Consider the following 14,685-nt stretch of genomic DNA (forward strand, 5'->3'; position numbering starts at 1 on the left):
TCTTGAAGTTAAGCTGCAAGTTAGAGAATACTCTTCGGTATAATTCGACGCAATTTAACCCGCATTCTTTTCGACATACTCACGGTACTATCTGGATTAAATTGTTCCGTTACATGCCAAGCATTCTCAGGCAACATTTCTTTAAGCATACCTATTTTGACATCTAAAGCGATTTCTTTAGATGGGATAACAGTGATACTTTCAGTGTTTAAGTTAGCGCTGCGAGGATCGACATTGAAAGTACCAATAACGGTAATTTCATCATCGATAACCATGGATTTGGCATGTAAACCAAAGGTCACATCAGGTAATTTATCAACGCTAGTTTGCCAAGCGTCAGCCATGATCAATTGTCTTATTTGTGCATCTGGTTTTAATTCAAATATTTTAACACCTGTTTTGAGCAAATCTTCTCGATCACGCTGATAACCGCTAAACGCCTCTAAGTTATCCGTGGACGCTAAACTATTAGTCAAGATTTGAATCTCTATACCATCTTTTACTAATTTTTTAAGCAATTTCCGAGTTTTACTGGTGGTGATCAAATACGGCGTTTGAATGATCACCGATTTTTTCGCATTAGAAATTAACTCAATCAATTTATCTGTAGAAATGCCGCCTCCAGCGAGGTATTTGCCTTTGCTATTTTTACCCGGCACATCGGTAATAAACTCAACATCTTCAAGCCATTTAATCTGACCGGATTGCTGCATTTGATTATACATGTGTGGCACTTGCTCTATTTGCTGACGCACAATTGGTAAAAAGTTCTTAGGATCGCAAGCATATTTATGTAGGTTTTCTACTTTCAAAGGCGCGACTTTATCGTCAATTAAATCGGCAACAGGAACACTTAACTTATGCTGCCAAAATAGATCAAATGAATTTTGCACTTGCGTAGATGCTTGGCCCAGCAAAAATACATCTCGGTCACGAAAGTTATATTGATGATCATAGCCAAAATATTCATCCGCTATATTTCTACCTCCGGTAATAACCGCTTTACCGTCGACAATAAATGCCTTGTTGTGCATGCGTTGATTAAAGTCATGAAATTTAACCGTTAAGTTAAACACTTTTTGCAATATGTTCTTACCAATATTGGCCAATGGATTATAAATTTTGATGGAAATATTGGGATGGCTATCTAGTTTAAGTAACTCATCACCTTCAGCATCCACCATAATATCATCGACAATGATTCTAACCTTGATTCCGCGCTCTGCCGCTCTAACTAAATAGTCAGTGGCGATCAAACCAATGTTATCGGTAGAGAAAATAAAATACTGAACATCGATTGTACGCTGCGCATTCTTAGTTAACCAAGCACGTGTCACTAATGCCTCGGTTTCACCTTCCAACACATAGACGCCGGTTTGCGTTTTCATTCGCTCTTCAAAAGGCTCTAAACGTTCACTAAAGCTCGTATTTGAGCTGAATTTATTGTCATGACATTGGTGACTTAGCTGGTGAGCATGTTCAGTGTCGTTCCCCGTATTTGCCATCAAAACAGCGCTTGATGAAACAAACAAGATTACACTTAGTGATATTAGAAGGTAATTTTTGTGCATTTGAAAGTACTCATTCCTTTGCCGAGTTTTATTTTATTATTCTTATTCGTGTTAAACATATTCTTATTTTTTCTTACGCTTTTCTTATTCTTGGATTTCGAGCGGTTACTCATTTAATAAACGTAGTAGACGCTTAATATTTCCATTTAATTCCGAAATTAATTTTGAATTAATTGCACTGGCTGAAATACTGCCTTTAAAGTCGGTGTGCATAATGATTGTCAAATGGCTAGTGGTCTCGGTCAACTCTCTGATTTCATACCTAATATTCGCTTCACCACGAACATATTTAGTCTCTGGATACTGTTCTTTATAGGGCTTTAATATAAGCGTTGTTGTCTTTGAGTCCTCATCAAAATTAATGCTTGAATGAAACACAAAATCCCGATCTGATACAGGCCATGGCATATTAATCACGGTATAAACTAAGCGGTCGCTACCTGACAAATCTTTTACTTTTTTCGATTTTTTACAGCGACTTTGCCATTGCCAACATTCACCATTTATTGGGAACTGTTCAAGTAACTTAGTCGCAGAGAAGTTAACCAACACCTCGGCCTTAGTTTGCAGATACTCAGAGCTATTCAGTGCTCGATGGTATAGTTTTATATTGTCCTCAGAGTGTTGCAATTGCCATGGGTTGTCAGCAGCTATAGTACTAGTGCTTGATTGATCATTCGATTGGTTGTTGGCTTGAGCGTTATAGGACAACACAAAAGCGGTGAAGATAATAACAATCTTCACTGCTTTAAATTGCTTTTTGCTCATACTCACGAATGACAAATTAAATAGTTTCATCTACCGCTTTAACCGATTGTGTCTCTTTGCCTAATTGCTGCTTACGCACAGTTTCTAGCTTGGCATATAGATACTCAGTGAAGAAGCCATGCATTAAAAAACGCTGACCGAGGTTCCAAGGACCAACTAAGTACTGTGGATATTTATTGTATGCCAATTCAGCTAAGCTGTTGTCATTAATGATATGGCCGATCCGTATGGCGATTGATTGATCTAAATTAAAGCCATTGATCGCATCTCGATACTCATCTTTTTTAAGTAGGAAACAAAACAGACACATAAACAAGGCATGGGCAGTCTCAAAATCGATAACTTGAGTCGCTTTTCGCTCTAATTGAAACTCATTCATATCAATGCTTTGCCAACTTTGCCATTGATATTGACCATTGCTAGCACTTTCAACAGTGTCTTTGCTCGAGCCCAAATTAATAAAACAATCGAACAGTTCTTGGTCGTGATTAACAAACGTATCACGCAACATATCGTTAATTTGTTTTGGGTACAAATTTACCCGATTTTCATGACCTGTATTTTCAGCAAGAAAATTTAAAATATTAGACTCTGTAGCAAAGTGTCTTAGAATCAATAAATTCGCTTCAGGAGAGACAAAATGACGACAAAACCAACAGATGGTTTTTTGTAAAAACTCATGGGCGCTAAACTGCGGCAAAGGTAAACGTTTGATAAACCATACGATATGCAATAACACCGCAAAAAGCAGTTGCATGATGGGTCTTAGTATCCAACGAAATCCATTGTCTAAATCTCTTAGCCATAAATCTACCGCTTCTTTTTCTAGCGGCAAGGCGTCATCATTAGCGATAGCTTGTATGTAGGCACTGTAATTTTTAGTTGTCATTATCAACCTCTTCTAACTGAACTTGATAAAGTTTTGCAACCACTTTAGCTGTTCTTATAATTGCATTCACATTTTGCTCTGACGTTGCAACCCGATCGATTAATTGATAAAGCTCTAATAAATGGTTTTCATCGTTTTCACCGTGGTACTCCATAAAAGAAGTACAGCTCGTATCAAAACTAAATTGCTCATTGACCAGTTTTGCCCATTTACTTGCCATTTTGTTGCCTAAGCCTTCAATAATCCACATCGCACCTATTAAGTCGACTGGATTTGGCTGACTTGCACGGTACATCAAAAAACCATGTAGTGCTTCCGAGCCGATGTTTTTGCTTGCTTGTTCTATTGATTCACGACAACCACCGGTTGCAACGTAATCATTTTCCAGCATCATATAGTCTTTGTGCTCTTCTTCTGCATGATGAATAACAGTGGAGCGTATATCCGAATATTGACGATCAAAGCTCGATGCACAGCGACTTATCCAACGAGAACCTTCGATCACTTGCTGACGTAAATTTAGCAGTAGTTTTTGATAGTCTTCAATACTTAAGCGACCTTGCTCTAAACGTCGAATAATCGGTACCTTGGTTACTGAAATATCAAAATCCAGCCAAATTTTAAGTAAAGATTGCAAACACTGTTTGCCGGTTTCGGTTAATACTACATGTTCCATTTGTTGTTACCCTTCAACAGTTAAATGCATATATGCGACATTGAAACGTCCACTTTCTGGTACCATGCAGAAAATAGTTTCACCCGGTTTTACATCGTGAGTTTTTAAAAACTCATCTAACATAATGAAAATCGATGCACAGCCGGTATTGCCGCGTTCGTACAGGTTTGTATACCATTTTTCGTCCGGAACGCTCGCTCCTGCGGTTTCCAACATTTCAAAGATTTTGCTTTTAAAATATTTCGATGAGAAGTGACACAGAACATGATCGATGTTGTCGGTCTTTACTCTTCCTTGTGCAATTAACTTTAAGAAGCCTTGAACCCCTACTGAAACAATATTGTCAAGCAAGCGTACGTCCTGTCTAAGTAATAAAGCACCGGCTTTTTCTGCGTCAGCATAAGTCTCATAATCTTGCCAAGTTTTGTCAGCTTGTTCATTTTTTTCCATACCAACCGACATACAAACCGGATAAACATCGGCAAACGAGAAACTTTTGATCCAATCGATACGCAAACTTTTTCCAGTTGGACGAGGTTTATTCTCTAAAAGAACAGCCCCTGCACCATCCGATAACATCCATCGTAAAAATTCGGCATTAAAATCTACCTCATTATTTTCTACTTGTTCATAACGCTTATTTTTAAACAAGCGAGAAGTTAGCTCACTGGCAACAACTAAGGCATTATCAACATCGTCACATTTGATATTGGTATAAGCGGCTTTCAATGCCATCATACTGCTCGAACAAATACCATGGCTGGTATGAAGTTCAATTTCAGATAAATTTAGTTGAGCTTGTACCATTGAGCCAAAGCCAGGTAAAACCAAATCACCTTGACTCGTTGCACAGCTCAGCATTTGAATTTGGTTTGGCGAAACGTAGCTATTTTCAATACAACTTTGACCTGCATTGGCTGCCATTTCACTATTTGAAATCTCAGTTTGCTGATTGTCGTTAATTGCATAGTGACGTTGTTTAATGCCATTAGATTTTAAAATTTTATTTTTAAGGCGGCTTTTTTTACCATCAATTAAACCTAAAACATCTTCCATTTGATCATTACTGACCGGCTCTCCAGGTAAAAAATGACCGGTACTATTTATATATACATCCATTTGAAATCCTTTTAAACTTTTCTTAAATACGCTCTAAAACAACGAATATTTTCTTCAATATATGGAAAGACACAAACGATACACATAAACGTTATATAGTATTTTAAATAGGACGGCGTTCCATGAGGAGTCTCCATCAACTCAAGTGTCATATTGCCTGCCCATTCAAGATTAATAAGCATTTGAAATTGCTCCCAATTAATTAGCACTATCGAAATAAGCATGTAAAGAGGAAGGGAACCAAGGTAGGTATGGGCATGCATCTCCCAAATTGAGATTTCACGTTTAGGCGCAGCGCAGCGAACATCATGATGGGCAACTACCTCGTGACATATCCAGGCGATAATACACAAAATGAGAATCAATACGTTCACTCTAAAAAGCAAACAAAGCAGTATAGGAATGGCAACTTGTATACCCATTACTGAATGCAGCAAGGATTCTTTGATACCTGAAGTGACTTCAATTTTTGTCGCTCGATGGCAACACCAATCAACAAAACCTGCAATCCCCCATAGAGGAAGAAATACATATAACATAGCGTTGATTAATAGCTCAGAGGTTTCCATTTTAAGTTATCCATATCATCATTTACCTTAGCGCTATCTTGATATAATTTTTATTTTTACACTAAGAAATTTAACGTATGTACTAACCTAACATGGTTAAAAAAATGTTGCAGCAGATAGTATCAAAGTATTAAAAAACGAACCCTAAGGTTCGTTATGTAATACTTTAATATTCTGATATTTAATTGATATCGAGCTATTTTTTCTGTCTTAAACTGTTAGGTACGTCTATTTTTAGGGACATAGTTTAAGATTGAAACTGGAACAATCTTTTTAACTGGAAATTCAGCAAACTCTTTACGTTCAATAATATGACCTAATCGACTTTCAATGGCACAAAGCTCTCTAAAGTTATCCTTAGATACCAGTGATATTGCTTCACCACTAGCGCCTGCTCTACCTGTACGGCCGATGCGATGAATATAGTCATCAACTTCGCTCGGCAAGTCATAATTTATCACTCGCTCCAGCTCTCCGATATCAATACCGCGAGCCGCGACTCCAGTTGCAACCAAAAATTTAATCTTTCCCGATTTAAAATCTTTGAGTATTTTTTCGCGATTTGCTTGATTTCTTCCGCCGTGAATTGACTCGGCTATAATGCCACGTTTTTCGAGTTGACTGACAAGCTTTGCTGCGCCGTGCTGGGTTTCGATGAAAATCAACGCTTGTTGCCATTGATTGTCTTTGATTAGATGACTCAGTAATGCTGACTTATTAGTTTTATCTGTGGTCACTAACCATTGGTCAATCTTAGCAACGGTCGCTTGTTTCGGCGATATGGCAATCTCAACAGCTTTATTCACCACGGTGCTAGCTAAACGGCGAACCTCATTGGAAATGGTTGCGGAAAATAATAAATTTTGACGGTCAACAGGCAAGCGCTCAACAATTTTATTGATGTCATCAATGAATCCCATGTCGAGCATTCTATCGGCTTCATCGAGTACTAAGGTTTCAAGTTCATCAAAGTGTAATGCGCGTTGAAATGCTAAGTCTAACAAGCGACCAGGCGTTGCGACAACAATGTCTACGCCCCAAATTAATTTCTGTTTCTGGGCGTTAATATCAACACCACCATACATCGCCATTGAGCTTAAATTTAAATTCTTTGCATATTGGCTAATACTTTCTTCAACTTGAACTGCAAGTTCTCGCGTTGGAGTTAAAATTAATACTCGAATACGTTTGCCACGCAGCTTACGTTCAATATTTAGCCTTTCTAAGATAGGTAATACAAAGCTTGCTGTTTTACCTGTCCCTGTTTGCGCCGCAGCAACCACATCTTTGCCAGCTAGTATTGCTGGAATCGCTTGCTTTTGAATATCCGTTGGCTGGTTATAACCAAGATCGGCAATCGCCTTTAAAATAGGCTGACAAAAACCCAGCGTCATAAATGACATAAAACTACCCTTGTACTCTTAATTTTAAGCCAGATAAAAAGGCAGATAAAATTTCATCACTACAGTCTTTATAATGCTTATGGTTCACATTTCTAAAGAACGCACTCAGTTCATACTTCCCTAGGGTTAAACCTGCCGATTCAATAATGGCAATTACTTCATCAGCTTTTAACGCTAATGCGATTTTAATTTTATTAAAGATCATGTTGTTGCTTAAGGCCAGTTCTGCCTGACGTACTTTGCCGCCTTGGGAACCGCGTTTTTCATCAATTAAACCATTGAGAAAGCTAGCGAATTGCACGTCTGACAACTCTTGATAATCGGCCTCATCCTTTTCTTTAAACAAACACTCAATTTGGGCATTGCTCAACTTACAGTGGTTTGAAGAAAATATTGTTTGCAACTTAGCATTGTCGAAATTGAAAATTTTGCTTAAACGGCGAAGTATATCGTTGTTAATCATTGAAAGGCCTAGTCGTTAATAATTAGTAATAGTGAAAGCTTAGAGACTGAGTATAGTCTAGGTAAGCAAGTTTGAACTTTATGCTTACCTAAGCTCTACAATGGATAGTGATAGTTAAGCGACTCTTTTCGCTAGTGCTTGGCTATCAAGATATTCATCTAGTGAACCTTTAAAGTTAACCAACTGCTTATCTTTAATGTCAATGATACGTGTTGCTAAGCTTGAAACAAACTCTCGGTCATGACTAACAAAAATCAATGTACCTTCAAAGTCTTTTAATGCGTTATTCAACGCATCAATGGCTTCAAGATCCATATGGTTAGTTGGCTCATCCATTATCAAGACATTGATATCTGCCATCATAAGCATGCCAAATAATAATCGGTTTTTCTCACCACCAGAACAGTTTTTGGCTTTCTTATTAGCATCATCATCGGTAAATAATAAACGCCCTAACATGCCGCGAACCATCAAATCGTTATGACATGGTCTGCGCCACTGTGACATCCAATCCATCAACGTTAAGTCGTTATCAAATAAGTGACTGCTATCTTGTGGGCAATAACCCACAGATGCATTTTCCGACCATTTAACTATGCCTTCGTTGTTCTCGAGTTCTTTCATTAAACAGCGCAAAAATGTTGTTTTACCTGCGCCATTCTCGCCTATGACCGCTAGCTTAGCGCCGGCTTCCAATAACAAATCACCGCTTTCAAATAATACTTCGCCGTCAAAACCATGGCCAAGATTTTCTAGTTCAAGTGCTTGACGATGCATCTTTTTGCCAGGTGCAAAAGCAAGTTTTGGGGTAATACGACTCGATGATTTCACTTCATCAAGTTTGATTTTGTCCATTTTTTTAGCACGAGAACTTGCTTGCTTGGCTTTTGACGCATTAGCACCAAAACGGTTTACAAAGTCTTGAAGTTCAGCAATTTCTTCCGCTTTTTTCGCGTTACCCGATAATAACTGTTCACGTAATAAAGCCGACTGCTCTAAAAAGTATTCATAATTACCTGGGTAAATACGCAGCTCACCATAATCGATATCAGCCATATGAGTACAAACAGAGTTTAAAAAATGTCTATCATGGGAAATGATAATCATGGTGCATTTACGTTTGTTCAGTTCATTCTCTAACCAAGAAATGGTATGAATATCCAAGTTGTTGGTTGGTTCGTCGAGCAATAAAATATCTGGATTAGCAAACAATGCTTGAGCAAGTAAAACACGAAGTTTCCAACCTGGCGCAACTTGTTGCATCGAACCATAGTGGAATGATTCTTCAATACCTGCTTCTAACAGAATTTCACCGGCACGACTTTCCGCGGTGTAGCCATCCATTTCAGCAAATTCACTTTCTAAATCGCCAGCGCGCATGCCGTCTGCTTCAGTCATCTCAGCTTTAGCATAAATGGCATCTTTTTCTTGCTTTACATTCCAAAGCGCCATATCACCCATGATCACAGTATCGATAACACTGTATTGCTCAAATGCAAATTGATCTTGACCCAAGGTACTTACTTTGTTGCCACTGGTGACAGAGACATTACCCGAAGTTGCTGTTAAGTCGCCACTTAGGATTTTCATGAACGTTGATTTACCACAACCGTTAGCTCCGATTAAACCGTAGCGATTGCCGTTACCAAATTTGGCTGAGATATTTTCAAACAAAGGCTCTGCGCCAAATTGCATGGTAATGTTAGATGTAGAGATCAAAGGGATATTCCTAGGTTGCTAAGGTTTCGTATGCTGATGTGCTATATGCGACTTTATTTAAGCGCAAAACGACTCATAATAATAAGGTCGCGCAGTATACAGCATTTCGCTCAATTCCCCTATCTAAAACTCGCTTTTATTGGTTGTTTTTTCTACAACCTAAATAATTCAAAATTTTTGCTAGAAGTTAGAGTCAATAAGCTTATGCAAGAAGGCCAAGCGAGCAAGTTATGTTAATGAGCTAATGTGCTCAATCAACATTTCTCTTAATGTCTTAAGTCCTTTGCCTTTGTTAACAAGCTTCCATGACATAAATAAATCAGCTGCTCTAGGCTGTTCATCTAACTCGATCGCCACCAGACTACCGTTTTTTAATTTATCCGCAATCCTGACTTTAGGTAAGAAACCAACGCCTATTCCTGCGGTAATCGCCTCTATCTTATGACTAACCGAGGTCACATAAAAATGTTGGCTCTGTTCAATAATATAACTAGAACGAGCTACCGCAGTTTTTACTGAATCATGAACAACAACGGTTCGATAGGGTGAAATTTCATCTTGACTAATAGGCCCTTTAAGTTGAGTAATGGGATGCCTAGGTGCTGCAACAAGAAGTTGTTGTATTTTGCCAATAGGTTGAGCTCTAAGCCCTTGCTGGTTTGGCACAGGCTCTGGCGCGCCGATAAGTAAATCGACCTTATCATCTATAAGCGACTCCCACGAGCCAGCCATAACCTCTTCACATATATCGATTTCAATATTGGGGTGTAAATCTAAAAACTGCTTCATAGGGGCAAACAACAGATTTACCGGAAATATAGAATCTACTGCAATTCTAATTTTTGGCTCCCAACCATGTGAAATCGTCTGGGTTTGCTCTGACAAGCGATTCACCGCTCTTAGCAATTGCCTGCCTTCATTAAGTAAGTGTCTACCGGCAGGCGTCAATACTGAGCGTCGACCTTGTCTAACAAATAAAGTAACCGCTAATTGCTCTTCTAACTTTTGCACTATGTAAGACAATGCGGACGGCACTTTATTCAGCTGCTCTGCCGCAGCAGCAAAACTGCCACGGCTTTCAATTGCATCCAAAACGTTAAGCGCTTCAATGGTTATCGCAGAGTTATTCATTTTCCCACCTAAGCCAATATTAATTGTTCAAATATATTGAACATATTAAACAAAATTTAATGGTTATTCCATCAGGAAATTATCAATACAATACTCTCAACTTAATCGAAAAGCGATTTAGAAACTAAATTCACTTACTAATTATCAGTTAAATATACTGACAGTTATTTAAAAATTACTAGGAACATACATTATGAACATTGCAACAATCAAAAATATACTTACTTCAGAGCAATCAAACTCTACATTACCGCTGCGTTTAATCGCCGGTATCATTTTCATCGCTCACGGCGCACAGAAATTATTCGCTTGGTTTGGCGGATATGGTTTAGACGGCACGGGTCAGTGGATGGAATCAATTGGTTTAGCCCCTGGCTACCTAATGGCATTAATGGCCGGTAGCGCAGAGTTTTTTGGCGGTATTCTTCTTATTGCAGGACTTTTAACTCGCCCAACAGCGCTAGTTCTAGCAATCACTATGGTAGTTGCCATACTTACTGCCCATATAGACAACGGTTTGTTTATGGCCAATAACGGCTATGAATTTGGATTGGCTTTAGTTGCCATTACCTTAGCGCTAATGTTTCAAGGTGGCGGTCGCTTTTCTGTCGACAACGTTATTGTAAGTAAGATCAAATAATCACTAACCCTTATTAATTGAACTGAAAAATCAGGTTCAAAATAAGATTAAAAGTAACGTTTAAAATTATTAGCGATAAGCGCCGTAATAATGACGGCGCTTAATCAAAATTTAGGAGAATAATCATGGGTTTAATTATTAACGGTGAATGGGTTGATCAATGGTACGACACTAAAACCAGTGACGGTAAATTCGAGCGTCAAGAAAGTCGTTTTCGTCATACAATTTCCGCAGATAGTCAGTGCACGCCAGAAGCAGGTCGTTATCATTTGTATGTATCACTCGCATGTCCTTGGGCGCATCGAACATTAATTTTTCGCCAGCTCAAGCAGTTAGAGGATATCATTACAGTGAGCGTCGTCAGACCGGAAATGAGAGAAAATGGTTGGCAATTCGATAGCGATAACAGCCAATACTCAGATGATTTATTTGATCACGATTACATGTATCAATTGTATTTAAAAGCCGCGCCCGATTACGAAGGTAGAGTAACAGTGCCTGTGCTTTGGGATAAGAAAACGAACACGATTGTAAATAATGAATCGAGTGAAATTATCCGCATATTTAACACAGCGTTTAACGAATTAACGGGTAATAACGACGATTATTATCCAGAGATTCTTCGCAGCGAGATAGATGTGATTAATGAGCGCATTTACAATACGATTAATAATGGCGTTTATCGAGCGGGCTTTGCTACAACTCAACAAGCATACGAACAAGGATTTGACAGCCTTTTTGAAAGCTTAGATTGGTTAGAAGCTCACCTGAGGGAAAATCGCTACTTGCTCGGCAACAAGTTAACCGAAGCAGATTGGCGTTTATTTACCACATTAATTCGTTTTGACGCAGTTTATTTTGGCCATTTTAAATGTAACCGCAATCAACTCAGCGCGTTTCACAATATCAGCAATTACGTTCGTGAGCTGTATCAGTTTAAAAACGTCGCAAATACCGTTGATTTGCAGTATACCAAGATTCATTACTACGCGAGTCATGACACAATCAACCCAACATTAGTTGTGCCAAAAGGTCCTGATTTAAATTTTACAATTGCTCACGATAGAGCAGGAATAGGTCTGAACAACTAGGAGAAAATCATGATCAAGCATTACAAATTCGATAAGTTAGGTAAAGCTAACCATGGTTGGTTAAAAGCGAATCATCACTTTAGTTTTGCTCATTACTATAACCCAGCAAGAATGGGCTTCGGCACACTTAGAGTAATTAATGATGATTGGGTTGAGCCTGGAACAGGTTTCCCTAGACATCCACATAAAAATATGGAAATTATCACCTTTGTTCGCACCGGTTCAATTACTCATAAAGATAGTGCTGGTAATCATGGCGTGACTACTGCTGGAGAAGTGCAAGTAATGAGCGCCGGCACTGGTATTGAGCATTCAGAATACAACTTAAGCAAAGAGCCTTTGAACCTTTATCAAATTTGGATTGAACCAAATAAGCATAATGTTAAACCTCGATGGGACAGTAAAGTGTTTTCTCAAAAACAATGCGGCAATACTTTACCGTTACTGGTTTCAGGGTATGAAGAAGATAAAGGTAACGCTTTATTTATAAATCAGTTCGCTCGTATTTATGGTGGTAAGGTGACAAAAGGAAAAAGTTTTGAAATGGAGATTAACCATCAAGCCTATGTACTGGCATCTGCTGGTAAGTTTAGCCTCATCGATAATCAATCGACTACCCTTATGGAAAAAGGCGATGGCGCAGAAGTGACAAAACAAAAATTTGTTACCTTTACTGCTATAGAAGATAGCGAGATTATTGTTATTGATGCTGCAGTTAACTAGCGAATCCTACCTAGCATAACGCGCGCTAGTAACTACTGAAAAACACAAAAGCGAACCTGTATGTTCGCTTTTGTTTCTGTTTATTTGGACCTAACTTTAACCCTCATTTTTAGCCCTAATTTCGCCCCTAAACTTGAGCCTAATTTTGGGCCTAATTTTGTTTAGACCTCGCTTTGAACCTGATCTATTAGTCTATTAGGTAAATTATTTTTATTACTCTGCTATTAAATACTGCAACATTGACAACGATATCATCCAAATGGTTAAATGAATAATTGTAGTAATCATAAAACTATGAACAATAAAAATACCAATTGGAACTTACACCTAAATGACCACCTATAAAACTTCGTTAAAGTGCTTTATCAACCTATCATTATTTGTTCTTAGTTCACTTTCAATAAGTGCAGCATCAGCTGCAAATAAAGCAAGCGCGGTAACGCAGAAACAACCGAATGTGCTTTTTATTACTGTCGATGATATGAATACAGATCTTGGCAGTTATGGTCATCCTCTTGTTAGCAGTCCAAGTATAGATAAGCTTGCCAGCAAAGGAATTTTATTTACCAATGCATACAGCCAATCACCTGCCTGTACACAAAGTCGCTCAAGTTTTATGACCGGTTTATATCCCGATCAAACTGGCGTCATTGCCCACGCTTCACATACACGGTTAACACCGCACTTTCGAGATACCATCCCGAATGTAACTACCATGCCACAAATGTTTAAACAACAAGGTTACTTTACTGGCAGAGTAGGAAAAATTTATCATCAAGGTGTACCTAATCAAATCGGTACTCCGGGTGCTGACGATTATGATTCTTGGCACCAAGGGGTTAACCCAATTGGTCTCGACAAAGAAGTCGATGATCAAATAATGGCGTTTAATCCTAGAGCTTTAAAGAATAAATCTTATGGTGGTGTGTTGAGCTTTCTTTCCATCGAAAGTGAAGACGAGCAACATACCGATGGTAAAGTTGCGACAGAAGCAATAGAAATGCTCAATAAAAACCATCCCGATATTACCGGCAAACCATTTTTTATTGGTGTTGGTTTTTATCGTCCTCATACTCCATTTGTAGCGCCGAAACGATATTTTGATTTATATCCGCTTGATAAAATCCAGCCCTATATCATGCCGAAGAATGATAGGTACGATATTCCAGCGATTGCGCTTCATGATAGAGATCACCAAGAAAATCTCACCATTGAGCAACGTAAAAAGATTATTCAAGGCTATTATGCGGCAATATCTTTTGTCGATGCTCAAATAGGTCGAGTATTAGATGGTTTAGAGCAATTAGGCTTAGCCGACAATACCATTGTTGTATTCCTTTCAGATCATGGTTATGAACTTGGTCAGCATAACTTATGGCAAAAGGGCAGTTTATTTGAAGGATCAAATCATACCCCGTTGGTCATTTATGCGCCGAATGCAAAAGGCAATAGCAAAGCAATCACTCAACCTACCGAGCTTGTGGATATTTACCCTACTTTGGCGACATTAACGAAGCTAACACCTCCGTCTTATTTGCCTGGTGTCGATTTAACACCGAGTATGAATAACCCTGACGTAGTTACAAGAACCGTTGCCTACTCCAACGTATTAAGCAGAGTTAGAGGCAAACAAAACCAATTCGCATTTAAAAAAATCCGTGGTCATTCAATTAGAACAAGCCGTTATCGTTACACAGAGTGGGGAGATGGACTTTATGGCGCAGAACTTTACGATCATCAAAGTGATCCTGAAGAACTAAAAAATCTTGTCGATAAAGTACCATTAGAAACGGTTCGGATAAAATTAAAATGGCAGCTGGATGATATCATTGAAAAAGCCCAAACTCGCATTCGCTCGATAGAATAGCGTCGAGCAAAGGAAAAAGGCTCTCTGCTAGTTAAAACAGAGAGCCTTTTAGTCAT

14 protein-coding genes are annotated in these 14,685 nt (G+C 38.5%); 4 read left to right on the forward strand and 10 right to left on the reverse strand.

Going from position 1 to position 14,685, the window contains the following annotated elements; all coding sequences use genetic code 11:
• Positions 1-20 precede the first annotated feature (20 nt).
• The 10 genes from LT090_RS12090 to LT090_RS12135 all read right to left on the reverse strand — a co-directional run bounded on the left by LT090_RS12090 (position 21) and on the right by LT090_RS12135 (position 10,308).
• Positions 21-1,505, reverse strand: coding sequence for a phospholipase D family protein (locus LT090_RS12090; RefSeq protein ID WP_068545717.1), 1,485 nt, complete (start codon positions 1,503-1,505; stop codon positions 21-23).
• Positions 1,506-1,676: 171 nt separating this feature from the next.
• Entirely contained in the window at positions 1,677-2,369 is a 693-nt protein-coding gene (locus LT090_RS12095) for an START domain-containing protein (RefSeq protein WP_068545716.1), read from the reverse strand.
• Positions 2,356-3,228: a DUF6999 family protein gene (locus LT090_RS12100; protein ID WP_068545715.1), complete on the reverse strand. Its 873-nt coding sequence runs from the start codon at positions 3,226-3,228 to the stop codon at positions 2,356-2,358. Before LT090_RS12100 ends, LT090_RS12095 begins: the two co-directional genes overlap by 14 nt.
• Positions 3,218-3,904: an iron-containing redox enzyme family protein gene (locus tag LT090_RS12105; RefSeq protein WP_068545714.1), complete on the reverse strand. Its 687-nt coding sequence runs from the start codon at positions 3,902-3,904 to the stop codon at positions 3,218-3,220. Before LT090_RS12105 ends, LT090_RS12100 begins: the two co-directional genes overlap by 11 nt.
• Before the next feature lie 6 nt (positions 3,905-3,910).
• Positions 3,911-5,023: a beta-ketoacyl-ACP synthase III gene (locus LT090_RS12110; protein WP_068545713.1), complete on the reverse strand. Its 1,113-nt coding sequence runs from the start codon at positions 5,021-5,023 to the stop codon at positions 3,911-3,913.
• An 11-nt stretch (positions 5,024-5,034) separates the two neighbouring features.
• On the reverse strand, positions 5,035-5,592 hold the full coding sequence (locus tag LT090_RS12115) for a diguanylate cyclase (RefSeq protein WP_068545712.1): 558 nt from the start codon (positions 5,590-5,592) through the stop codon (positions 5,035-5,037).
• A 218-nt stretch (positions 5,593-5,810) separates the two neighbouring features.
• Positions 5,811-6,995 (reverse strand): DEAD/DEAH box helicase, encoded by a 1,185-nt coding sequence (locus tag LT090_RS12120; RefSeq protein WP_068545711.1) that lies wholly within the window; start codon positions 6,993-6,995, stop codon positions 5,811-5,813.
• A 4-nt stretch (positions 6,996-6,999) separates the two neighbouring features.
• Positions 7,000-7,458, reverse strand: coding sequence for a YehS family protein (locus LT090_RS12125; RefSeq protein ID WP_068545710.1), 459 nt, complete (start codon positions 7,456-7,458; stop codon positions 7,000-7,002).
• A gap of 114 nt (positions 7,459-7,572) precedes the next feature.
• Positions 7,573-9,177 carry an ABC-F family ATPase gene (locus tag LT090_RS12130; protein WP_068545709.1) on the reverse strand — a complete coding sequence of 535 codons (1,605 nt, stop codon included), beginning with the start codon at positions 9,175-9,177 and terminating at the stop codon, positions 7,573-7,575.
• Between the two features lie 228 nt (positions 9,178-9,405).
• The gene (locus LT090_RS12135; RefSeq protein ID WP_068545708.1) at positions 9,406-10,308 is read right to left on the reverse strand and encodes a LysR substrate-binding domain-containing protein; all 903 of its coding nucleotides are present in this window, start codon (positions 10,306-10,308) and stop codon (positions 9,406-9,408) included.
• 193 nt (positions 10,309-10,501) lie between these two features.
• Here LT090_RS12135 and LT090_RS12140 point away from each other — a divergent pair, with 193 nt between their 5' ends.
• The 4 genes from LT090_RS12140 to LT090_RS12155 all read left to right on the forward strand — a co-directional run bounded on the left by LT090_RS12140 (position 10,502) and on the right by LT090_RS12155 (position 14,629).
• Complete coding sequence (locus LT090_RS12140) at positions 10,502-10,948, forward strand: DoxX family protein (RefSeq protein WP_068545707.1); 447 nt, start codon at positions 10,502-10,504, stop codon at positions 10,946-10,948.
• Between the two features lie 125 nt (positions 10,949-11,073).
• On the forward strand, positions 11,074-12,039 hold the full coding sequence (locus tag LT090_RS12145) for a glutathione S-transferase family protein (RefSeq protein WP_068545706.1): 966 nt from the start codon (positions 11,074-11,076) through the stop codon (positions 12,037-12,039).
• A 9-nt stretch (positions 12,040-12,048) separates the two neighbouring features.
• A complete protein-coding gene (locus tag LT090_RS12150; protein ID WP_068545705.1) occupies positions 12,049-12,762 on the forward strand; it encodes a pirin family protein in 714 nt (237 codons plus the stop codon).
• A gap of 331 nt (positions 12,763-13,093) precedes the next feature.
• Positions 13,094-14,629 carry a sulfatase gene (locus LT090_RS12155; RefSeq protein WP_068545704.1) on the forward strand — a complete coding sequence of 512 codons (1,536 nt, stop codon included), beginning with the start codon at positions 13,094-13,096 and terminating at the stop codon, positions 14,627-14,629.
• The last annotated feature ends 56 nt before the right edge of the window (positions 14,630-14,685 follow it).

It is taken from the genome of Thalassotalea crassostreae (genome assembly GCF_001831495.1).
Classification (GTDB): Bacteria; Pseudomonadota; Gammaproteobacteria; order Enterobacterales; family Alteromonadaceae; genus Thalassotalea_A; species Thalassotalea_A crassostreae.